Genomic DNA, 23,016 nt, shown 5'->3' with positions numbered 1-23,016 from the left:
GGGCACACGCCTTAGTTGCCTGCGAACGCTTCGATCGGCGGGCACGAGCAGACCAGGTTGCGGTCGCCATGTGCACCGTCGATACGACGCACGGACGGCCACACCTTCGGGCGAGCCTTGCCTCGCGGGAAGACGGCGATCTCACGCGAGTACGGGTGATCCCACTGCGCTGCAATGCTTCCGGCAGTGTGGGGAGCACCGCGTAGCGGGTTGTCCTCCACCGTCCACTCGCCGGCGCCGACGCGATCGATTTCGCCGCGAATGGCGATCATCGCCTCGCAAAACTCGTCGATCTCTTCGAGGTTCTCGCTCTCGGTGGGCTCGACCATCAGTGTGCCGACCACGGGGAAGCTCATGGTCGGTGCATGGAAACCGTAGTCGGCCAGACGCTTTGCCACGTCGTCGACGGTGACGCCAGTGTCCTTGGTCAACCCACGGAGGTCGAGGATGCACTCGTGCGCGACCATGCCGTTCTCGCCGGTGTAGAGAACCGGGAAGTACTCGTCGAGTCGACGCGCGATGTAGTTGGCCGACGCGATGGCGGTCAGGCTGGCGCGGCGCAGGCCCTGAGCACCCATCATCCGGATGTAGGTCCAGGTGATGGGCAGAATGGACGCACTGCCGTACGGCGCTGCCGAGATCGTTCCTCTACCACCGAGTTCGGGGGCCATCGGGTGTCCGGGCAAGAACGGCGTCAGGTGCGAGCGCACACCGATCGGGCCGACGCCGGGTCCGCCGCCGCCGTGCGGGATGCAGAAGGTCTTGTGCAGATTCAGGTGGCTGACGTCGCCGCCGAATCGGCCCGGACGGGCAAGGCCGACAAGCGCATTGAGGTTGGCGCCGTCGACGTACACCTGGCCACCGGCGTCGTGTACCGCTGCGCAGATGTCGGAGATCTCGTGCTCGTAGACACCGTGGGTGGACGGGTAGGTGATCATGATCGCGGCGAGACGCTCGGCATGATCGGCGATCTTCGCGCGCAGATCGTCGACGTCGACGTCACCGTTGGGGCGGCACGCAACAACCTCGACGCGCATCCCGGCCATGACGGCAGACGCCGCGTTGGTGCCGTGAGCGCTCGACGGGATGAGGCAGGTGTCGCGGTGGTCGTCGCCCCGGCTGAGGTGGTAGTTGCGGATTGCGAGCAGGCCTGCGTACTCCCCCTGGCTGCCGGCGTTGGGCTGGAGGCTGACGTTGTCATAGCCGGTGACCGCGACCAGCCAGTCTTCGAGATCCTTGACGATCTTCAGCAGACCGGGTGCATCCGACGTGGGCGCGAACGGATGGATCGCGTTGAACGCCGGCCAGGTGATGGATTCCATCTCGGCGGTCGCATTGAGCTTCATGGTGCACGAGCCCAGCGGGATCATGCTGCGATCGAGGGCGATGTCCTTGTCGGAGAGCGCGCGCAGGTAGCGAAGCATTGCCGTTTCCGTACGGTAACGGGTGAAGGCTTCGTGCTGCAGGTAGTCGGACGTGCGCTCCTGAGCAGCCGGAACCGAGTTGCCCTCGGCTTCGATGGCGACAACAGCATCCTCGATACCGAACGCGTCGAGCACGGCAAGGACGTGGTCGGCGGTGGTGGCCTCGTCGCAGGAGATACCGACATGATCGGCATCGACCAAACGCAGGTTGATCCCGGATTCCTTGGCCGCAGCGACGACGTCGGCTGCCTTGCCCGGAACCTGAGCCAGCACGGTGTCGAAGAACGAATCGTGGACTACGGTCACGCCGCCCTCGCGCAGGCCGTTTGCCAACGCGTGTGCGCGGGCAGCGACGCGCAACGCAATCGCCTTGAGCCCCTCGGCGCCGTGGTAACTCGCGTACATCGCAGCGAGGATCGCGAGGAGCACCTGCGCGGTACAGATGTTGGATGTCGCCTTCTCACGGCGAATGTGCTGCTCACGTGTCTGCAGCGCGAGGCGGTATGCCTTGTCTCCGTCGGCATCGATGGAGACGCCGACCAAACGGCCGGGCAGCTGACGCGCGTGCTTGGAGTGCACGGCCAGGTAACCGGCGTGCGGTCCGCCGTACCCCATGGGAACACCGAAGCGCTGGGTGGTGCCGAAGCACGCGTCCGCACCCAGTTCACCCGGCGAGGTGATGAGCGTCATCGCAAGAAGGTCGGCGCCGACGGCAACCAGTGCGCCGCGCTCGTGAGCCTGCGCGATGATCGCGGTGTAGTCCACGACGCGTCCCGAAGCGCCCGGGATCTGTGCGATGACACCGAAGAAATCACCCTCGGGCAGTCCGGCAGTGAGATCTGCGGAGACGATCTCGATGCCGAGCGGCTCGGCGCGTGTCTCGATGACGGCGAGGGTCTGCGGGTACAGGTCCGCGTCGACGACAAAGCGTGGGGACTTGCTGCGGTTCGCGCGGCGCAGGAGCGTCATGGCTTCGGCAGCGGCGGTGGCCTCGTCGAGCATCGACGAGTTGGCCAGTTCCATGCCGGAGAGATCGGCGACCATGGTCTGGAAGTTGAGGAGGGCTTCGAGGCGGCCCTGGCTGATCTCCGGCTGATACGGGGTGTACGCGGTGTACCAGGCCGGGTTCTCGATGATGTTGCGCAACAACACCGGCGGCGTCAACGTGTCGAAGTAGCCGAGGCCGATCATCGACGTCGCGACAGTGTTCTGGGCTGCGAGTGCAGTCAGTTCGGCAAGTGCCTCGTGCTCTCCGACCGGAAGCGGCAGAGCGTCGAGTCCGGCCGCGATGCCGTTCGGGGCAGCGTCGAGGATGACGGAGGGAACGGCCTTGGTTGCCAGTTCGTCGAGTGAATCGACACCGACGAGTTCGAGGATGCGCGCGAGTTCCGCGGCGTTCGGACCGACATGGCGGTCGGCAAATATACGGCTTGCAGCGTCGATCACGACAACTCCCAGACAGATCGGAGGATCAGGACACACACCGAACTGCGGTGCGTTCCTCCCCCTCTGTCGCATGCTCGATTCCCGAGCGCCTGAGAGATTCGGTAGTGATCCGCCGATAGACGGAAGCCACAGCCTTTCCCCGTCGGCGGGTGGGTTGTCCCACCGCTTTCCAGAGGCGTCGGAGCCCGTACGGTCCTTGGTGCCTGAGAGATTGACGGGGAGGTATTGCTCCTTCGGCGCCCTGATCCCGCTCACGACTGGCCTTTGAGACAAAGACTGAAACAAAGACAAGTTCGGTGAATCGGTATCCGAGGCTCTCCCGTACGCCGGCGACGCAGGCCCAGTCTAGTTGACCGAAACGCCTACCTGCACCGTGGCATCCTCCAAAGAGATGTGACGTGCGTTATCCGGTTTTGCGGCTGGCGCGATTCTTGCGTCGCGAAGCCAACTCGTCTTCCGGGTTGGGATCGCTTTCGCCGCCGTCAGCCCGCTCGGCTGGGAAGTCGGCGATCGTTCCGGTGAGTTCACGCATCGCTCCACTGACGGCGATGCCGAATACGCCCTGACCACCCTGGAGGAGGTCGACGACCTCTTCGGGAGACGTGCATTCGTACACGGTGGTGCCGTCGGAGAACAGGGTGATGTTGGCAAGATCGCGGACGCCGCGCTTACGGAGGTGATCGACGGCAACGCGAATGTTCTGCAGTGAGATGCCGGTGTCGAGCAGACGCTTCACGATCTTCAGAACGAGGATGTCCTTGAAGGAGTACAGACGTTGGCTACCGGATCCGGCAGCGCCGCGGATTGACGGAACAACCAACGACGTCCGTGCCCAGTAGTCGAGTTGGCGGTACGTGATCCCGGCGATCTGGCACGCACTGGGTACTCGATATCCGACGAGGTCGTCGGGGATGGAATCGTCCGGGAACAGGCCTGGCTGCAGCTCTTCGGAAGACATTTCTGCAGTCGGCTCGGCACTATCGGCTATGCCCGTTCCGCGCTCATTCGACTGTTCTTCCACTGCCGTCTCCCTCTCGCTTCGCCATCATGTAACCAACCTGTGCTATCAGCAGTCACGAGAATCCCGTGCCGACCGAACTTTCAGATGTGAATCCAAGGCAGGTAATTCCATGAGTGGACTTACCCAGAGTACGCCTCGATCGACAAGGCGAGAAGATCTCCACCGCACGCAACGGTAAGACCACGAGGGTGCTCGGTCAACGCAACACGCCGACCGAGACTCAACCTCTACTTGAGAGTTGAAGACTAAAGCCTGATTACGGACAAACAGGACTAACCGTCAGTGGCTTTGAAGTCGTCCGGCGAGATGGTGTCAAGGAATTCCTTGAACTTCTCGACCTCGTCTTCACGCTCGTCGGGAATGACCAGACCGGCCTCGGCGAGAACAGCCTCCGACGCGAAGATCGGAACGCCGATGCGCAGGGCCAATGCAATCGAGTCCGACGGACGTGCCGAGACGGTGGTCTGCTCGTCGAAGACGAGATCCGCGTAGAAGGTGCCCTCTTGCAGGTCCACGATCCGCACTTCCTTGAGGCTCCGACCGAATGATTCGATCAAGATCTTGATCAGGTCGTGAGTCAGCGGTCGCGCCGGCTCGACTCCCTGTTGTTCGAGAACAATCGCGGTAGCTTCGGTTTGCCCGATCCAGATCGGCAGGTACCGATCGCCGTCGGACTCTCGCAGCAACAGGACCGGCTGATTCTGAGGCTGCTCGACACGAACTCCGATCACACGCATTTCGCCCATCGAGCTTGCCTCCAACCTGACGTGATCCAGCCGACCGACTCCGATGCGGTCGTACTGAAATTCTATTCGAGTGTGCCCCGCTGATCGAGGAACTCAGCGATCGAGACTTCCCCGAACCGCCGACTTGACCAGACATGTGTGCAATGTCAGCGACAGCGCAGCCAGTTCCCGGACCATTTCCTCGGCACGATCACGTGCTCCGGCGTCACGACCCTTGGCAACCGGTCCGGCGATCTGGGTCACGAGTCCCGCTTCACGATCAGCAGCCAACTTGAACGCCCGCAGATGACGAACCTCCAAGCCGTACTCGGACATCGCCTTCGCGGTGCGCGCCAGCGTCACGGCGTCCTCGTCGAAGAAGCCCGCTGCGCCGGGAACGACCAAACCGGTACGGATCAGATCGGTCAGAAACCGATCGTCGATGTCGGCGCGAGCGAGAAGGTCCTGACGACCGACTCGAACTTCGCGATCGACCCGGAAAGCCTCGGGTGAGACATCGCCCGTAGCGATCGACAGGACGCGAGCACGACGAGGCGCAGGAACTTCTGCACTCACCGTCGCTGCGCCGCTGTCGATCGCTTCGAGTTGTTCTTTGATCACTTTGAGCGGCAGGTACTGATCACGTTGAGCGGTCAGCACGAAGCGAAGACGCTCGCAGTCCTCGACAGAGAATCTGCGGTATCCCGACGGTGTCCGTTGTGGGCTGATCAAACCCTCGGACTCGAGGAAACGGATCTTCGAAATCGTCACGTCGGGAAAATCTGGACGCAACCGATCCAGCACGGAACCAATCGACATTCCGGGCTGGCTCTGCTGCCGCACTGCCGTCATTAGCTACCCGCACCTGCTGACGACTCGCCGACCTGCGAACCGCCGGCACGAGGGCCGGTGAGGAACACCAGACGGAACTTGCCGATCTGAACCTCGTCACCGTTCGCGAGAACTGCCGAATCGACAGGCTCACGGTTGACGTAGGTGCCGTTGAGGCTTCCGACGTCGACGACGTGGAAATCTGCATCTTCCTGACGGAACTCGGCGTGACGACGGCTGACGGTCACGTCGTCGAGGAAGATGTCGCTGTCCGGGTGCCGACCTGCCGACGTCGTCGGCTGATCGAGCAAAAAGCGGGATCCTGCATTCGGTCCCCGCTTGACCACCAGAAGGGCGGCTCCGGCGGGAAGGCCTTCCACGCCCGAAACCGGCTGCTCGGCGGCCGGTGCTGCAGAGGAGGTGTTGTCGAGCTCATTGAGGAAGTCCGCACGGAAAACCGAAGTGGTCTCCGCCGGCGACTCCCCATAGCCCGCGTCGTTACCGTTCTCGCTCACTGTTTCTCCTCCTGGGTCAATCATCCAGATCATGAATCACTGGACTACGCAGTGCACTTTCTTCACGAGCATCTTTCACAGTCACGTTCGATACGGCCCTGCGCCCCGACTCGGCACATGCGTACCTAACGACCGTACCCTGCGCAGACCGCCGCGTGCAGCGAGACAGGCCGCGACACAACACGAGTTGGCCGGTCCACGCGCAGGTTTTCTACTCGGACGTGAGTCCCTTGTATGCCTCCGCGTCCAGCGTTGCCGCGAGTGCGGCGTCGAGTGTGGCCTCGTCGGCGACCTCGAGCTCGACCAACCAACCCGTGTTGTACGGATCGGTGTTGACGAGGTCAGGCTGTCCGTCCAATTCACCGTTGGCTGCAAGAACTTTCGCAGTGAACGGAGCAAAGATGTCGGAGACGCTCTTGGTCGACTCGACCTCACCGAGCGATTCACCGGCGGTCACGTCTTCGTCGACAGCAGGAAGCTGGACGAACACGACGTCACCGAGCTGCGACTGAGCAAAGTCGGTGATACCGACTCGAACTGAGGTCGGGCCGGTCCGCTTCACCCACTCGTGCTCCGCGGTGTAGCGCAGATCGGTAGGTGTATCGAGCTCACTCACAGTGGCTTCCTTTCACAGGCCGTCCGAAAGTCGGACGCAAAAGATCAATTTCCGGGTTGAGCGTATTGGCGCGGATTCAATTGTCGCAAGACGGAGATCGTGACCTGCTGCGATTGGTCGACTGAGGAAGTTCCGCCGTTGCGTGCGACGTTGTCGAAAACGCCTCCGGGAATGTTCAACGCTGCTGCCAACGTCGGTGGATCCCCGATCGCGGTCACAGTGTACGGCTGCTCGATCCGGGTTCCGTCCAATTCGATCTCGCCGCCGCGCCCGCTCACCCACGAGTTCACGCCGATACGAATGGGTTCGCCGTTCGCACCTGCGATCGAGATGGCTTCGGCCCCGGCAGCGCGTAGTTCCTGGATGAGATCGAGAATCACTTCGGAGCCGACGCCCCCTGCTGGATCCGTCAGGGTCATCGTCACACCTGGTCCGGTAGCAGGAGCGGTCCCCACCTGAATGGAGAGCGAGGTCAGCCGCGCCCGCGCCTCGTCGAGCGCTGCTCCGGTGTTGCCGCCGGCTTCCAAAGTGGCAAGCGATTCCTGAAGATTCGCGACTTCCTGCCTCAGCGCGGCTTCACGCCGATTCAAGTTGTCGAGAACCACCAGGAGGTCGGCAGGGCGCGCAGCGTCGAGTGAATCTCCGGCCACGGTGCTGCGTACCTGTGTGGCAATCGCGACACCGAGCACACCCAGAAGCACGGCGGCGAGGATCGCGAACACCACGTTCGTGCGATGTTTCGACGGCGAACGCAACTCGTGACGACCTTCACCCGTAGTCGTGACTGGTGGTTCTTCGGGGTCAGTCGTGGCGTGGTCGGACATGGCTCACGCTCCGAACAGTCGTCGTCGCAATGCCGCTGCGTTGCCGAAGATCCGGATACCCAACACGACGACGATTGCCGTCGAGAGTTGAGTACCCACACCCAACTGATCGCCGAGCCAGACGATCAACGACGCGACGAGCACGTTGAAGACGAAGGAGACCACGAACACCTTTGCGTCGAAGATCTCGTCCAGATACGCGCGTAGTCCGCCGAAGACGGCGTCGAGTGCCGCAACGACAGCGATCGGAAGATAGGGCTGGATGACGTCGGGGACCTGCGGGCTGAAAACGACGCCCAAGACGATGCCGACGACCAGTGCTGCGAGTCCGTACAGGGCGGAACCGGCCTTCATCGAACTCCTTCTGTCACTTGGGTTCTGTGGGTTCTGTTGCCACCCGGACCGCACGAGGCGTCGCGGGCGGCAGTGTCAACGAGTCGTCCTCGGCCACTGCGAAACCGACTCCGTACAGTTGCGAGACGCTCGACATTCTCACGTAGGCGTCGCTCACGACGAACTCTCGCTGCAGCGCGCGCGTGTCGCCGATCGCCTCGACGCGGTACGGCGAGAAGACAGGTTGGTTGTCGACGAGCATCGCGCCGCCGGCCTGACGGATGGTCACCGTCGGCCCGATTCGCACGCCGCCGACGGCGATTGCCTCCGCGCCGCCAGCCCACAGGGCGTTGACGACGGTCTGCAGATCGCGATCGAGGACAACTGTCTTACCACCGACGCTGCGCTGGGACGCATCCGAGAGGTTCGGGCGCCCGGCCGGGTCCGTCAACGTCACCACCAGCCCCTCCCCGTGAACAGCTTCGGCTCCTGCGCCGGATTCGACCGCTCGCAATTGATCGAGGACCGCGCTGCCTCTGGCATCGCCTTCGAGCGCCAAGCCACGGGCGGCGTCGACGTCGCCGCCGAGTGAATCGCGGGACGCGGCCAGCGAATCGATTCGATCCTCCGCGTCACGGACCTTGGCGACCAACTCGCTTCGAACCTCCTCGGTGCCGGTCACCTGCTTGGTGGCCTGAACTGCAGAGACCGCGACAATGAACCCGATCAACAGTGCACCGAGGGCCAGCCACGGCCCCGTCTTCGAGGATCTATTCGTCGTGTGCTCGTGTTGGCGTTCGAATGCCGTCGCTTCGTAGCCCGGATCGAGATGTTCGGTCATGAGCGACCGAAGCAGCGACGGTACCGGGTTACGACGGACGTCCTCCCCGGTCGACTTCATCGGCGCACGACCTCGTGCGTTCGCGCAACGTCAACGGCTTTGAGCACGTAGATCGCGGCAGTCCACACGTACAGGACGGTTCCCCAGATCAGGAAAGCGAAACCGAAGGCATGGGTGAACGGTCCGATGGCCCAGTCTCCATGCCCGGCAAGAATCAACGGCAGAGCGAACATCAGCAGGAAGGTCGCGGCCTTGCCGAGGTAGATGACCTCGGGCGGCGGCAGTCCACGCCGGCGGTAGATCGGCAACGTCAACGCGAGTAGAAGATCACGGCCGATCAAAATCGCCGCGACCCACCAGGGAATGAAATCGCGGGCAACGAAGGTGACCAGTGTCGTCACGACGTACAGGCGATCGACCAACGGGTCGAGAAGCGCTCCCAGACGCGAGGTCTGCCCGAGCACCCTGGCCAACTTGCCGTCGAGCCAGTCGGTGAACCCGCTGAGCATCAGCAGCGCCAATGCCCAGCCGTCCGAGTGCGTGACGAGCAGCAGGTAGGCGAACAGCGGCAGAGCGAGTAGACGCACGATACTGAGCACGTTGGGAACAGTGAGAATCCGATCCGTGGGGACCAGTTCTTGTTCGCCAGAGTTCACTGCACACACCTCGCGTCTTTCGATTGCCGTGCGGCCAGCTTTCCACAGCACGACGGACTATTCGCCGAGGCGCCGTAGCCCGAACTGTCCCGAGCGTGTCGAGCCGACCTTATCGCCAGGCGAACACCGGCTGCTCGAGGTTGTCGATGCGCGTGTTCCGTCCGTTCAGCACTTCGCGGAACTGATAGATGACGGCTCCGGTCGGCGCATGGATCAGGCTCGTTCGGAAAGGCCATTGGATAACCGGGTTCGGTGATTCCTCGATGGTGACGAATCGCGAGTCCACGTCGAGTTCCTCCGACGTCACGGCATACACCTGGGCCACCTCGTCGGGATTGGGTACCAGTCCCCCGATGTCCTCACCGGACCAGACGACGAACGGTCGGATCACAAATCCCGAACGGGTGACGTAGTCGTCGAGCCGGCCGATGATGTTCGACTCAGGGACGTCGACGCCCAACTCTTCGGACAGCTCCCGAACCGCTGCTTGTTCGGAAGACTCACCCGGGTCGACGCTTCCGCCTGGCAACGCGAACTGACCGGGGTGAGCGCGCATCTTGCTCGGCCGCTTCGTCACCGGGAACACGGGTGTTCCGTCCGCAGTCCGCATGACGACGATGACCACCGACGCCGAGCGCCTTCCGTCCAATTCGACCGACCGAGGTTCGAAAGCGGCAAGTGAGGCGACCAGGTGGTCCCGATTCAGTAAATCTCCGTTCACCATGGCTCGACAGTAGCGCCACGAGACTGAGACCCCCAGCCAGTCTCGTCCATTTTGACCGCTTCGCCTGATTATCGGTCTGTATTCCTGTCATGCTGAACAGGCAGAATCCACCGTGCGGCATGGCGAGAAGAGAACCTCGATGGCTGAGCAGTCCCAGACCCCCACCCCGCAGACCGACCAGAGCGCGCCAGGCGCGCCGAATCGGGCCTCTCGCTTTGCCTCCGACGCGCTGAGCGTCCTGCGGCGCGTGCCGTTCACCTCGATCGTCGTGCTCACCATCACCGTCGTCGGGATCGCGACCGGCGCCTTGTGGAATCACGTCCGTACCTACTCGTGGTTCGACGACATCGCCTACGGAGTCCCTGCCTTGCAGGAAGGTAAGTGGTGGACTCTCGTCACGGGTTGGTTCTTCGGATTGACGCCGGGTCAGTATGTTTCGATCATCGTCGTTTTTGCCTTCGCGGTCGGCTGGTGCGAGTGGCGCCTGGGAACCAAGAACGCGGCCATCGTCACGATCAGCGGTCAGTTGGCGGGCGAACTGGGTGCATCGCTCCTCCTCTGGGCGGGCAGCCACACCGATTGGGATTGGGCTCGCAACCTCGCCACCCACCGCGACGTCGGTGTCACCACCGCAATCATCGCCGCACTCGCCGCGACCACCGCAACTCTGCGCTCGCCCTGGCGAATGCGAGTGCGCGCCATCCTGTGCGCGTACATCGCGATCGCCTTTCTCTTCGAAGGTCGCCTCGCCGACGTACAGCACCTCATCGCGGTTGCGATCTTCCTTCCGGTCGGCGAAAAGTTCTTCGGTGACGGAGAGCGCGGCTTCATCCCCCGAACCCGACGCGAGATCCGTCTGCTCGGATTCATCGGCCTGCTCCTGATCGGAGTGGTCGAGATCGCCGTGTGGTTGTTCCCCGGCAGTGGACCCTTCGGGCCGACGGAAGCCGAAACCGGTTCGGGCTGGACCGCATTGGTCGACGTGATCATCGTTGCACTGATCGCGGATCAGTTGCGACGAGGTCGCCGCTGGGCCTGGTGGGTTGCCGTGGTGTTCGGCTCTCTGACGGTCTTGGCCACCGCCCTCGTCCTCGGTTCGGTCATCTTCTTCGACTACGAAAGCGCCGGAGCCGTCACGGTCGGTACCGCGCTGCTCTGGCTTCTCGAACTCATCTTGCTGATCAAGGGCCGTCACGCTTTTCACGTGCCGATGCGGCGCAAGATTCGAGGCGGACCGCTGTCCGGGAACGATCCTCGCGCCACTGCTCGGGAACTGCTCAAACAGCACGGCGGCGGAACCATGTCGTGGATGACGACGTGGGACGGCAACAGTTACTACTTCGGCGAGTCGGGTGAGAGCGTCGTTGCATTCCAACGGCATGTCGGTGTCGTCGTAGTGCTGGCCGATCCGATAGCGAGCCCCGACCGACTTGCCGCGGCGGTCGACGAATTCACGACGATGTCCGAAGCCAACGGCCTCACTCCCTGCTTGTTCTCCGTAGGGAAGGAAACAGCCGATGCCGCCACACGGCGCGGGTGGCGCACCGTTCAGGTCGCCGAGGACACGATCGTCGACCTGCCGGAATTGCAGTTCACCGGAAAGTCCTGGCAGGACATCCGCTCGGCGCTCAACAAGGCCAAGAAGGACGACATCACCTTCCGGATGACAACACTGGCAGACGAGCCGTTTTCCGTCTTGGCTCAAGTGCGCGCTATATCCGAGGAATGGGTGGGCGACAAGGGACTCCCCGAGATGGGGTTCACCCTCGGCAGCGTCGAGGAGGCGCTCGATCGCGACGTCCGGGTCGGTTTGGCCGTCGACCCGACGGGAAGTATTCACGGCGTCACCTCGTGGTTGCCGGTGTACGGCGAAGGCGGCGTGGTCCGGGGTTGGACGCTCGACGTCATGCGTCGACGCCCGGACGGCTTCCGGCCGGTGGTCGAGTTCCTCATCGCATCGTCGGCCCTCGAGTTCAAAGAACAAGGTGCCCAATTCGTCTCACTGTCCGGCGCGCCACTGGCCCGCAGCGACGACGGCGCCGACGCCGCATCGATGGACCGCCTGCTCGACATGCTCGGAGCCGCGATGGAACCGCTCTACGGCTTCCGGTCTCTTCACGCATTCAAGAAGAAGTTCAAGCCGAGATACGAACCCGTTTTCCTGTGTTTCCGCGACGAGGCCGACCTGCCTCGAATCGGAATCGCGCTCACGCGTGCTTACCTTCCGGACGCGACAGCTCCTCAGCTGATCAAGCTCGCCACCAGCAAGAGCTGACGCCGTGCGGTCCTGGTTCGAGCACACGGTCGTCGACACCGGCAGACTCCCACTGTTCTTCCTTCTGCTCGCCTTTGTCCTGACGTTCCTGTTCATTCGGTTCAGCGTTCGAATGATCCGAGCTGAGGTCTCGTGGTGGCCGGGCAATGTCACGCCCGGTGGAATGCACATCCACCACATGGTTTTCGGTTTGATGATGATGCTCGTGTCCGGCTTTGCCTTCATCGCTCTGGCCGACTATCACACCCCGATCGCCAACTGTGTTCTTGCGTCGGTGTTCGGTATCGGCAGCGCGCTGGTCCTCGACGAGTACGCACTCGTGCTACATCTGCGCGACGTCTACTGGGCCGAGGAGGGTCGCTCGTCCATCGACGCGGTGTTCGTTGCCATCGCGATCTCGTTCCTTTTCCTTCTCGGAGTCCACCCGATCGGGTTCGCGGGAGAGTTCGACCCGTATGAGCAGGACCGTAGCCTGGCGACGTTGATCGGCGTTGTCGTCGCGATCGTGATCCAACTCGGACTCGCCGTGATCACGTTGATGAAGGGCAAACTCTGGACCGGCTTGATCGGACTGTTCTTCACCCCGCTTCTGTTGGTCGGAGCAATTCGATTGAGTCGCCCGGGTGCGCCGTGGGCGCGTTCGCGTTACCGCGACAAGCCCGCGAAGATGAGCCGGGCAGTCGCCCGTGAGCAGCGGTATCGCGAGCCGATGATCCACGCGAAGATCTACGTTCAGGAAACGGTGTCGGGAAGTTTCGGTTCCACTCCCCCGCCCCCACCACCGCTCCCCATCGTCGACACCACGACGCCTACGACGAAAGTCGGACTATCACGGCGGCTTTCGGACAGAATTCGCTGGCGCCGAACTCGCCGACGATTACGAACAGTCCCGGTCTGGCGCCTCCCCGTGATCCTCGTCGTTCTGTCCGTCGTCACCGCGAACATCCTCGTCGGGATCGACGGAGACCTGGTGAGCGACGGCGACGTCGGTACCATTTCCGAGGGCGTGGACGCCGGGGCCACCGCAACGCTGCTCAGCGTCATCGCCGGCGGGATGATCACTCTCACCGGTCTGGTGTTCACGGCCATCACCCTCGCAATGCAGTTCGGCGCCTCGCAGATTTCGGTGCGGGTGGTCCCGATGCTTGCGCAACAGCGAGTGATGCGGTGGTCGATCGGCATGTTTCTGGCCACGTTCGTCTTCTCCTTGATCATTGCGCTCGATCTGGCGCTCGATTCGGAGAATTCCTCACCGACCATCTCCACGGCGATCGCACTCCTTCTGGCATTGGCCAGTGCGATCCTGTTCATCGCGTTGGTGGCGAAGGTCGGGTCGATCCTCAATTCCAGTCGGTTGCTGCGTTGGATAGCGGCCCAGGGTCGCAGCGCGACGATTCGTGCCTATCCGCTGTACGAGGACTTACCTTCCGGCGCACCGAAACCCAGTCAGCCGCTCCCCTTCCCCCAACCGCGCGAGTCCGAAACCTCCGAGAGCGCCGACGCACTGGTGATTCGCCTGCGCCACCTCTCACCCGACGGCCGGATTCTGCTGGCGATCGATCTCGCACGACTGCAGCGGTTGGCGAGCCGCTGGGACGTCTCGGTCGAGGTCGTCCCCAGCATCGGCGAGTTCGTCGCCCAGAACGCGCCCCTCTTCGAGGTACGCGGACCGTCGCTGAAGGTACGTCCGGACACCTTGATGTCGTGCTTGATCTTCGGTGACACGCACAGCCCGGTCGTCAGCCCCGGTGCAGCGCTTCAGTCGATCGTGGACATCGCGCTCAAGGCACTGTCACCCGCCATCAACGACCCGGGCCGAGCCGTGCAGGCTCTCGACCACATCGAAGATCTTCTGGTACTTCTCGCCCCGCGGGTCCGCTTCGACACGTCAACCTCGGATCTCACGCTGATCCGAGGGCAGCAACGCACCTGGACCGATTACGTGTCCGTCGCCACCGACGAGATCCGGCACTTCAGTACCAATTCCGCGCAGGTCCAGCGCCGTCTACGCGCGGTATTCGCGACCTTGCTCGAAGCCTGCCCGCCGGACCAGCACCCTCCGCTACTCGAGCGCGTCGACGCACTCGATGCGCAATTGACCCGAGAATGGACCGGCGCACTCGACCTTCGGCTCGCGAGTGTGGCAGATCCGCAGGGATTGGGCTCCGAAGCCGGGGCGACCGGAAGAATTCACCCGCTGATCATCGGGTCTTCGGAACTTCCAGACGAACGTTCATCCGGGCAGGCCGAGTCGCGTTCCCAGCCAACCTAATTGACTCGCCAATCCAGCCGACCACACCTGGAAGCTGTGTCCTCCGTCGACCTCGGCGTACTGGACGTCCATCCCTGCGGCTTTTGCGGCTTCGTAGAGCGTTTGAAGACCTGGGCGGTAGTCGTTGTCCTGTTTGCCGACTACGAACACTCCGGCGCTGTCGGGGAACTTCTTCTCCCGGAGCAGATCCTGCGGATTCACTGCCACGAACGCGGCTTCGTTACCGCCGAACGCTGCATCGACCGTCTGCTTCCGATCACCGAGGGTGGGTTCGATCTGACCGGACAGATCCAGGAACGTCGGATACACCGCGGGGAAGTTCGTTGCCATCTGGAACGCGCAGGTACCGCCGTAGGAAAGTCCCCCGATCGCCCACTTCCTCGGGTCGGGATCCACCTGGAGGTTCCCGCGCACCCAGTCGGGAACATCGTGCGAAAGGTACGTTGCGACGTTCCCGAGTTGGGAATCGACGCAGAGCGGATTCGCCAGTTCCGACCCGGTCCCGTCAGCAACGACGACAACGGGAGCCAAGCCCGAATGCGCAGCGGCGTAGGCGTCCATGGTCTGGACGAGACGTCCGCCCTGTAACCAGTCCTCGGGCGCGCCTGGTTGGCCGGCAAGCAGGACCAACACGGGCAACTCCGGTCGTGGGTTGGTGAAATACGCGGGCGGTAGGTAGATCTCGGCGTCGCGGGCGCTGAATCCGGAGACCGTCCCCGCAATCGTGACCGTGCTGACCTTGCCGGCCGACGGCATGTCCGCTGGAGCCTTCCATTGCGAAACCGGTACCGCCCCGTCCTTGCCGTCGTCCAGGTCGGCGAGTGAAACCTTCTCCGCGTCCGAGAGTCCCAGCGCTGTTCCCAACGTCGGATACGACTGGAACTGCAGATTCACGTGAGCCGCGCTCGACACGACCACCAGGAGCACGGAGACCACGGTGAGCACGCGGCCGTCGATCCGCGTCGCCGCAAAGACCCGCGAAACACCCAGCAGCACGCCGAGAATGCCCAACCCGATCCACACGTAGACCGGACGGGCAATCGGATCGGGGAACGGGTGCCACACCTTCTCGATCAGCCAGTACAGCACGAGAGTGATCGCAATTGCCGCGACGATGCAGACCGGAATCGAGATCAGCACATGACGCCTCGATCTCGAGAAGATCAGCCACAGAAGTGCCAGAATTCCGAGCACCGTCACCATGGGCGGAACCGGGCCCGTGACCAGCGAAAGATCCGTGATCGTGTGCACGTCGTCTCCCGTCGCAGCCCTGTTTAGACAATATCCAAGAACAGGACATTTCGGAGCTGATGGCGTCAGATCACTGCGTTCGACGCCTGGGCACGTAGGTCTCGGGCCAGGTGATCCCGACGCTCGAGAACAAGCCTCCGCAGCGACGCGGGCGCCTCCGCATTGGCCTGGATCCAGGAATCGACAGCAGAGGTGTCTTCAGCTGCCGGGAAGAGCCCGTTCACCAACCGTCGCGCGATCTCGATGCTGCGTTCGGACCACCACTTCCCCAGGGACGAGAAGTACTCGACCGCATATCCCTCGATCAACGACGGGTCCGTGCCCGAACGGAATCCGGCGATCGTCGCATCCAGGCGGTCGTTCGAGAGTGAGGCATCGGTGGTCGCCGACGCCCAGGCAGCCGCCTTGGTCTCGGCATCGGGAATCGACGCCGCGGCGCGGACATACGCCGTTCGACCCGCTGACGTGCTGTCCTTGCTCAGCTCACCGTCGAAGTCGCTCACACTCGCATGCCCGGTCGCGGACAGGGCGATCCACAATGCCCACCGCAGATCAGGATCGAGAGCCAGTCCGACCGGTCCCGGGCACGTGCCGTCGAGTATCGACCGCAACTCGCCGGCGCGAGCATCGTTGACCGCTGCGGCGGCCGACAGAGCCCGTGCCCATGCCAGCTGTCTTCCGGACTCCGGTTCGGCTTCGAACAACGCCTTCCAGGTCGTTTCCAACCAGCCCGCACTGACATTGGGCCGCAAGCTTTTCGGAACGTAGTGAAGAACCGCGTATTGGGCATCGGTCAGGATCGCGCTGAGAATCGCAAGATCTGTCTCTGCGGGAGCGAATCGTTCCACCATGTCGAGGTATCGGAACACCGAGAGCTGCGCATCGCGCACCGAGTTCCACAGCGAAGACCAGATCACACCGCGCGCAAGCGGATCGCTCACGCGGTCCAAGGACGCCTCGACCGTGGACAGAGATTCCGCGTCCAGTCGCACCTTCGCGTAGGTGAGGTCTTCGTCGTTGAGCAGTGTGAGCGCTCCGGGCGGAAGGTCGACCGGCGTGCGGGATTCGGTGATGTCGAGTTCGACGCGTTCGGTGCGAACAAGATCTCCGGACTCGTTGTAGTCGTAGATTCCGACTGCGAGCCGATGCGGCCTCGGGTCCGTCTGGACCAAGTCTGTTCCGTCGAGCGACAGCGTGGACACTCCGGTGGTCTGCAACCAGATTCGGGCCCATTCGCGCACATCACGTCCGGAAGTCTCCGCGAGCACGTCGAGCAGATCAACAAGCGTGGTGTTCCCGAATGCGTGGGCCTTGAAGTACCGTCGTGCCGCTTCGAAGAACGCGTCACGGCCGACGAACGCCACGAGTTGCTTGAGGACACTGGCGCCCTTGGCGTAGGTGATTCCGTCGAAGTTCAGCTTTGCAGCTTCGAGATCGACGATGTCGGCGACGATGGGATGCGTGGTCGGCAGCTGATCTTGGAGGTACGCCCACGCCTTTCGCTTGATGGCAAATGCTACCCAGGCATCGGTGAAGCGAGTGGCTTCGGCGCTGACCAGCGATCCCATGAAGTCGGCGAAGGATTCCTTGAGCCACAAGTCATCCCACCAGACCATGGTCACGAGATCGCCGAACCACATGTGCGCCATTTCGTGCAGGATCGTGTTGGCGCGACGCTGATGCTGCTCGTCGGTTGCGGTGCCGCGGAACACGTACGCCTCGGTGAAGGTCACCAGTCCCGGGTTCTCCATGGCGCCGAGGTTGTACTCGGGGACGAAGATCTGGTCGTACTTGCCGAACGGATACGGATAGTCGAAGTGCTCGGCGTAGAAGTCCAACCCCTGACGGGTGATGTCGAAAACGTTGTCCGCGTCGAAATGAGGAGCCAACGACGCCCGGCAAAAAGCGCCCAACTCGACCGTGAGTTCGCCGCGACTCCACGACGAGGCCACGCGGTGATACGGCCCGGCCGCGATCGCGGTGATGTAAGTCGAGATCGGCAGCGTCGGTGCGAAAGTGACGCGTTGCGCACCGTCGACGGAGAGCGTCTGTGTCGCGGGCTGATTCGACAGGACTTCCCAGCCGTCAGGTGCTGTCACCTCGAATGTGAAGGGCGCCTTGAGGTCCGGTTGCTCGAAGCAGGCGAAAACACGCCTGGCATCGGCGGGCTCGTATTGCGTGTACAGATACGTCTGATCGTCAGCGTCGTCGACAAATCGGTGCAGCCCTTCACCGGAACGGCTGTAGTGGCCGTGAGCTGCCACCCGAACGACGTTCGATCCGCCGAGTCCGCGCAGCACAATCCGGGATCCGTCGTACTCCACCGGAATCGACGCACCGTCGACCTCTACGGAATCGACTGCAGCACCGATGAAGTCGAGCCACGTGGACTCCGCCGACGACGTCAGATCAATTGTCGTGACGGTCGAGAAGGTCTTCGCGGCAGAGTCCGCCGCCGATCGCAGATCCAACTCCACCCGGTACCCGGTGACGTCGATGGTTCGAGATCGTTCGGCGACTTCGCTTCGATTCAGGTTCGCAGTACTCACGCACTCGATCCTGCCAGGCCGCGCGCGGCGATGTGAGCCGCAGTGTGCCTATCCCTTGAAAGCGCCCTGCCAGACGGTGTCGAACGGCGTGTGTGCCGAGACGCGGCCTTCGATGCCCGCCGTGACGAACTTCTTGGCCAGAGCGACGGCTTCTCCCACGTCGGCGCCCTTTGCCAGTTCGGCGGTCACTGCGGCGGCCAGCGTGCAACCGGCACCCGAGACGCGCTCTTCGCCGACCTTGGGGGCCGAGAGAACCGTCACGTCGGTCCCGTCGAACAACACGTCGACGGCGTCGTCACCGGCGAGTTCGACACCACCCTTTGCGAGCACGTACTTGGGTCCGAGGTCGTGGATACGACGTGCGGCCTCGATGAGGTCGTCCACGCTTTCGATGCTGTCCATTCCGGCGAGGGTGCGTGCCTCGAACAGGTTGGGTGTGACGACGGTGGCGAGCGGGAGGATCGAATCACGAAGTGCTGTATCGGTATCGAGAGCCGCGCCGGGCTCCTGGCCTTTGCAGATCAGGACCGGGTCGAGGACGACGTGGCGCCAGGACTGCCGACGCAGGCCCTCTGCCACAACCTCGATCGTGGCGGGCGTGCCCAACATGCCGATCTTGACGACGTCCAGATCGTGAGCCGCAGTGGCAGCCTCGATCTGATCAGCGATCACGTCAGGAGCGATCGGCACGAAGCGATGACCCCAGTTGTTCTTGGGATCGAACGAGACGATGCATGTGGTGGTCGCTACGCCGTAGACGTCCAATGCCTGGAACGTCTTCAGGTCGACCTGCAGGCCGGCACCGCCAGTCGCTTCGGACCCAGCGATGACATAGGCGAGGTCAACCACAGCACAATCTCCTTATTCGGACTTTCGAAACGTGCGTGGATGGCCACGAACGCGGGGCTCAGTTTATCAACCGTTCCGACGTCTGGTTTTCGGCTATGCGGGCACCGGAGTTCCCCACGCGACGTCGTTGTCCTCGTAACCGAAGGGTGGACCGACGAACTCGCCCCCGCAGGTGATCAGCGCGAGGGTTTCCGGTCCGTCGAGGCTGTTCAATCGCTCGACCGGCAGCTCGCCGTCCTTGCCGTAGTGATCGACCGCATCGATACGGTAGTTCCAGGTCTGTCCCCCGGCGCCCGCCACGGTCACGATCGAGCCGATTTCCAGTGTCGAGAACTTCTTTCCGAAACCGTCACCTTGATAGATGTCGTTGATGTGTCCGGTGATCACCACGGTGCCCGCGCCCGAACCCGGGAATGCCGAATCTGCCCACCATCCGATCTCACTGACATCCTCGGGCGGAATGAGCGAGCCGTCTGTCGTCGTCTTGATCGACAGAACGTCAGCGGTGCTGTCGACTATGCGAAGCGTGGTCGGGACATCCGGACCGTCGACCACAGCGCGAATCTCTGGCGGCAAATCTTGTTGGCCGGTCGCGAGGACGCGGCTCGGCGAGTCACCGTCGTCGGAACATCCGCCGATCAAGAGCATTGTCGCCACTACTACAGCGGCCCATGTGCGACGGACCGTGAATCCAGGTGCCGCTGTCACGGGCGAGAAGTCGGGCCGGACGGAATCTGGGAAATTGGTACGCGGTTTCCTACGTCACGACCGGGAAGTGCGTCACCGGAATCCCCACCGTTCCCACCGGAACCGTCACCACCGCCATTCCCGCCGCCGCTTCCATTCCCACCGCCGGGGCCCGGGCCGGGGCCGGGGCATTCACCTCCCGGATCGGTGGTGTCGCCTGCCAAGACAATCTTGACTGCCGAGAGGTTGACCGTCTGGTTCCGTGCCACTTGTCCAGGCGTTGTGACGTCGAATGCGAGCTTGGCACGAACCGGAATGACCGAGCCGTCGTCGGCATCGGTGACCGTTGATCCTGAGCGACCGAGATCTTGGGTCAACGTCATTCTGGAGATCAGATCCTGATCTCCGGTCAAGCCGGCGCCGTCGATCCGAAGGGTCCCTCGGACGGGACTTCCGTGGGCTCTGATCGTCACCGCTGCGCGAAACTCGAGAATGTCTCCCGGCACTGTCCGCCAAGCCTCGATCGAGTTGATCTTCGTTCCCGGCGAACCAGTCGAGATGTCGTACCAACCGTCGATCACTGCCGGATCAAGTGACATCGAATTGTCGTTGATCTCGGGAGTGCACGCGTGGGTCAGTGCGACTGGTGCTGCCGATCCCACCGCGGGAAGTGCCGTCGATACAACAGCTGCCAAGACGAAGGCCGTCGCGGAGATGCCCGCGGAACGCCTGCCGAAGATCGTCATTCTCTCGCTACTCTTTTCCGCGGACCGTAGCTTCCGGTCAATTCAGTCAAAATACCAGTACAGATGGACAAATAGGTCGAATTCCGTGCCGAATTCTTCTTGTTTTCTGTGAACTTCGGTTACGAGCAATTCCTCCGCACACGCGTTCCGGCAAGGGGTACATCGCATCAACAGGGGCCAGAAGTTACATTTCGCCCGTACATCGGAGCAGAACGCACTGATTTCTCACCGAACCGGACCGGCATTTCCGTTTCACGACAGTCGGCCGGTGGAACAACGATCGGTACAACGTGCCGGGCACGTGTCCGGTCACCCCACCGAATCAAGGGAAACCGCCATGTCGGATACAACGTCAGTCAAGCAGGGTTTCGCGGTAGGAACATCAATCGGGGCAGCAGTCATCCTGGTGACGGTCGGTATCGTGCAGTTCTTTCAAGGACTCGCTGCCGTCGCCGAGAACGAAGTGTTCGTAGTCGGGATCGACTACGTCTATCAATTCGACCTGACGACGTGGGGTTGGATCCATCTCGTGCTGGGCGCGCTCGTCGCTCTCGTCGGTCTCGCACTGTTCACCGGAACGGCGTGGGCGCGGGTATCGGCAGTCGTGATCTGTGCGATCTCGATCATCGCGAACTTCTTGTGGCTGCCGTATTACCCCTGGTGGTCGACTCTCATCATCGCCCTGAACATCGTCGTAATCTGGGCTGTGTCGACATGGAAGCCCGCCCAGACGACGCACGCCGCTGCGCATGCACCGTCAACGCCGACTCAATCTGTTTGAGTTGAAAGCATGTGTAGGTGGATGGCGTATTCGGGAGAGCCGATACTGGCCCATGACTTGCTGTTCAGGCCACAGCACTCGCTGATCGACCAGAGCCTGCATTCTCAACTCGGGGCAACGACGACGAATGGTGATGGCTTCGGAATCGGTTGGTACGGGGAGGGGTCCCAACCAGCAGTGTTCAAGAGCATCGAACCCGCGTGGAACGACTCGAACCTGCGCGAGGTCAGCTCTCAACTGCGCACCCCTCTCATGTTCGCCCACGTGCGCGCTTCGACGGGAACTGCGGTGCAGCGCAGCAACTGCCACCCATTTCGGCACGGCAATTGGTTGTGGATGCACAACGGTTCACTACGCGGATTCCACGACATGAAAAGGGAATTGGTGACTGCCATCGATCCGTCGCTCTTTCCGGATCTCGAAGGATCGACGGACTCGGAAACCTTGTTCTTCCTCGCGCTGACGTTCGGCCTGACCGACGATCCGTTCGAAGGTGTCGCGAGGGCCGTCGGATTTGTCGAGCACACGGCTCGCTCGCAGGGAATCGACAATCCGGTGCAGATGACCGTTGCCACGTCGGATGGCATCTCCACCTGGATCTTTCGCTATTCGAGCGAGAACCGATCGAGGTCACTGTTCTTCTCCACCGAGATCTCCACGTTGCGCAAGCTCCATCCTGAGGTGGATGCCCTGCACCATCTGAGTGAGGAGACCCGAATCGTTGTATCCGAGCCTCTGCGCGACCTTCCTGGAGCATGGAACGAGGTTCCCGAGTCCGCCGCAGGCGTCATTCGGCCCGGACGGGACGAGATGCGGAACTTCGCGCCGATCCCACCCGCCTGAGTTTGCCACACAACCAGCATAGCTGTGAAATAGCTTGCATTCGAAGCGCTTTCACGAAAACTTAGAAAACGAAAACTCGGCGCGCTAGTCACGCGAGAGGATGAGCCGGAACGCCAGGCGAGCCTTCTCTGCGTCCGGAGTGCCACCGGTGAGCAAATCGTTGTAGATGAACGACTCACCCACGCGAACCAGCAGATATGCCATGTCCTCGACGGGCAGGTCGGGCCGAATCTGCTCCGGTATTTCGGCTTCGATCAGCCTCCGCACGGATTCGACCATCGTCCCCTGAATCGGCCCGAGTCCAGTAGTGAGTATGCATAGCGCCTTTTGCGGCTCGCGAGTCAAATATGCCCGGAAGAATTCGGTCTCGATCGTCGCCCGCGCATGGTAAGTGAGGACGTCGACAACCCTTGACGCTCCGCTTCCGCCGCACTCCGCGAGGCCCATTCGCCACGTTCGACGCGCCAGAGAATCGAGCACGTCCCCGGTAATCGTGTCGCGATTCCCTGCGCGCCGGAACAACGTAGTCCGATCCACGCCCAACTCGGTAGCCAAAGCATTCACATCGAGCGGTTTTCCGGCTGCGAACTGTCGGCGGGCAGCGCTCAACGCCTCCGCGCGAACGTCACGTGTCTCGGCCATGCAGTGAATGTATCCCTGACGACGTGCTGGTCGGTAGCCGGAGACAGTAAACGAGAGCCATCAACGACAATCGTTGCAACATTCATTGACTTTGTTGCAGGTGAGTGTTTATGGTTCCCCGGTACGTGATTCCAGTCACAACAATTCAGTTGTTTACGGAGGAAT

General features: G+C 62.4%; 21 protein-coding genes and 1 riboswitch. Of the genes, 4 read left to right on the top strand and 17 right to left on the bottom strand.

What is annotated here, in order from left to right:
* Positions 1-11: 11 nt before the first annotated feature.
* From gcvP to H351_RS16795, 11 genes are all read right to left on the bottom strand, one after another.
* The gene (gcvP, locus tag H351_RS16845) at positions 12-2,870 is read right to left on the bottom strand and encodes an aminomethyl-transferring glycine dehydrogenase (RefSeq protein WP_029255415.1); all 2,859 of its coding nucleotides are present in this window, start codon (positions 2,868-2,870) and stop codon (positions 12-14) included.
* A 53-nt stretch (positions 2,871-2,923) separates the two neighbouring features.
* A riboswitch (glycine riboswitch) is annotated at positions 2,924-3,053 on the bottom strand.
* A 220-nt stretch (positions 3,054-3,273) separates the two neighbouring features.
* Complete coding sequence (locus H351_RS16840) at positions 3,274-3,828, bottom strand: MerR family transcriptional regulator (RefSeq protein ID WP_021344354.1); 555 nt, start codon at positions 3,826-3,828, stop codon at positions 3,274-3,276.
* A 335-nt stretch (positions 3,829-4,163) separates the two neighbouring features.
* The gene (locus H351_RS16835) at positions 4,164-4,637 is read right to left on the bottom strand and encodes a bifunctional nuclease family protein (RefSeq protein WP_003946194.1); all 474 of its coding nucleotides are present in this window, start codon (positions 4,635-4,637) and stop codon (positions 4,164-4,166) included.
* 93 nt (positions 4,638-4,730) lie between these two features.
* Positions 4,731-5,468 (bottom strand): transcriptional regulator FtsR, encoded by a 738-nt coding sequence (ftsR, locus tag H351_RS16830; protein WP_003946161.1) that lies wholly within the window; start codon positions 5,466-5,468, stop codon positions 4,731-4,733.
* A complete protein-coding gene (gene garA / locus H351_RS16825; protein WP_003946166.1) occupies positions 5,468-5,962 on the bottom strand; it encodes a glycogen accumulation regulator GarA in 495 nt (164 codons plus the stop codon). Before garA ends, ftsR begins: the two co-directional genes overlap by 1 nt.
* 211 nt (positions 5,963-6,173) lie before the next feature.
* A complete protein-coding gene (gene gcvH, locus H351_RS16820; protein WP_019748557.1) occupies positions 6,174-6,578 on the bottom strand; it encodes a glycine cleavage system protein GcvH in 405 nt (134 codons plus the stop codon).
* 44 nt (positions 6,579-6,622) lie between these two features.
* On the bottom strand, positions 6,623-7,402 hold the full coding sequence (locus H351_RS16815) for a DUF881 domain-containing protein (protein WP_021344355.1): 780 nt from the start codon (positions 7,400-7,402) through the stop codon (positions 6,623-6,625).
* 3 nt (positions 7,403-7,405) lie between these two features.
* On the bottom strand, positions 7,406-7,756 hold the full coding sequence (locus H351_RS16810; RefSeq protein WP_003946178.1) for a small basic family protein: 351 nt from the start codon (positions 7,754-7,756) through the stop codon (positions 7,406-7,408).
* A 13-nt stretch (positions 7,757-7,769) separates the two neighbouring features.
* A complete protein-coding gene (locus tag H351_RS16805; RefSeq protein ID WP_029255416.1) occupies positions 7,770-8,636 on the bottom strand; it encodes a DUF881 domain-containing protein in 867 nt (288 codons plus the stop codon).
* Complete coding sequence (locus tag H351_RS16800; RefSeq protein WP_020907837.1) at positions 8,633-9,232, bottom strand: CDP-alcohol phosphatidyltransferase family protein; 600 nt, start codon at positions 9,230-9,232, stop codon at positions 8,633-8,635. Before H351_RS16800 ends, H351_RS16805 begins: the two co-directional genes overlap by 4 nt.
* Before the next feature lie 109 nt (positions 9,233-9,341).
* The gene (locus H351_RS16795; RefSeq protein WP_020969692.1) at positions 9,342-9,956 is read right to left on the bottom strand and encodes an NUDIX hydrolase; all 615 of its coding nucleotides are present in this window, start codon (positions 9,954-9,956) and stop codon (positions 9,342-9,344) included.
* A 139-nt stretch (positions 9,957-10,095) separates the two neighbouring features.
* Here H351_RS16795 and H351_RS16790 point away from each other — a divergent pair, with 139 nt between their 5' ends.
* A complete protein-coding gene (locus H351_RS16790; RefSeq protein WP_020969693.1) occupies positions 10,096-12,231 on the top strand; it encodes a bifunctional lysylphosphatidylglycerol flippase/synthetase MprF in 2,136 nt (711 codons plus the stop codon).
* A gap of 4 nt (positions 12,232-12,235) precedes the next feature.
* Positions 12,236-14,503, top strand: coding sequence for a DUF2254 family protein (locus H351_RS16785; RefSeq protein WP_029255417.1), 2,268 nt, complete (start codon positions 12,236-12,238; stop codon positions 14,501-14,503).
* On the opposite strand, the gene H351_RS16780 is transcribed toward H351_RS16785, so the two are convergent.
* From H351_RS16780 to H351_RS16760, 5 genes are all read right to left on the bottom strand, one after another.
* Positions 14,465-15,754 carry an alpha/beta hydrolase gene (locus tag H351_RS16780; protein ID WP_029255418.1) on the bottom strand — a complete coding sequence of 430 codons (1,290 nt, stop codon included), beginning with the start codon at positions 15,752-15,754 and terminating at the stop codon, positions 14,465-14,467. The two genes, H351_RS16785 and H351_RS16780, sit on opposite strands and share 39 nt — an antisense overlap.
* A gap of 65 nt (positions 15,755-15,819) precedes the next feature.
* Positions 15,820-18,303, bottom strand: a complete 2,484-nt coding sequence (pepN, locus tag H351_RS16775) for an aminopeptidase N (protein ID WP_029255419.1) — start codon at positions 18,301-18,303, stop codon at positions 15,820-15,822.
* 48 nt (positions 18,304-18,351) lie between these two features.
* Complete coding sequence (gene thiD, locus H351_RS16770) at positions 18,352-19,152, bottom strand: bifunctional hydroxymethylpyrimidine kinase/phosphomethylpyrimidine kinase (protein WP_029255420.1); 801 nt, start codon at positions 19,150-19,152, stop codon at positions 18,352-18,354.
* Between the two features lie 93 nt (positions 19,153-19,245).
* Positions 19,246-19,860, bottom strand: a complete 615-nt coding sequence (locus H351_RS16765; protein WP_244891363.1) for a class F sortase — start codon at positions 19,858-19,860, stop codon at positions 19,246-19,248.
* Entirely contained in the window at positions 19,857-20,585 is a 729-nt protein-coding gene (locus H351_RS16760) for a hypothetical protein (protein WP_029255422.1), read from the bottom strand. Before H351_RS16760 ends, H351_RS16765 begins: the two co-directional genes overlap by 4 nt.
* 337 nt (positions 20,586-20,922) lie before the next feature.
* Between H351_RS16760 and H351_RS16755 the strand changes: the two genes are divergently transcribed.
* Complete coding sequence (locus H351_RS16755; protein ID WP_037119503.1) at positions 20,923-21,366, top strand: DUF7144 family membrane protein; 444 nt, start codon at positions 20,923-20,925, stop codon at positions 21,364-21,366.
* Positions 21,367-21,387: 21 nt separating this feature from the next.
* The gene (locus H351_RS16750) at positions 21,388-22,209 is read left to right on the top strand and encodes a class II glutamine amidotransferase (protein WP_029255424.1); all 822 of its coding nucleotides are present in this window, start codon (positions 21,388-21,390) and stop codon (positions 22,207-22,209) included.
* A gap of 84 nt (positions 22,210-22,293) precedes the next feature.
* Here H351_RS16750 and H351_RS16745 read toward each other — a convergent pair whose 3' ends face one another.
* Positions 22,294-22,851: a QsdR family transcriptional regulator gene (locus H351_RS16745; RefSeq protein WP_020969699.1), complete on the bottom strand. Its 558-nt coding sequence runs from the start codon at positions 22,849-22,851 to the stop codon at positions 22,294-22,296.
* Positions 22,852-23,016 lie beyond the last annotated feature (165 nt).

The organism is Rhodococcus erythropolis R138 (genome assembly GCF_000696675.2).
GTDB lineage: Bacteria > Actinomycetota > Actinomycetes > Mycobacteriales > Mycobacteriaceae > Rhodococcus_F > Rhodococcus_F erythropolis.
The sequence above is the reverse complement of the archived record's forward strand: the minus strand, read 5'-3'. Positions and strand labels throughout refer to the sequence as shown.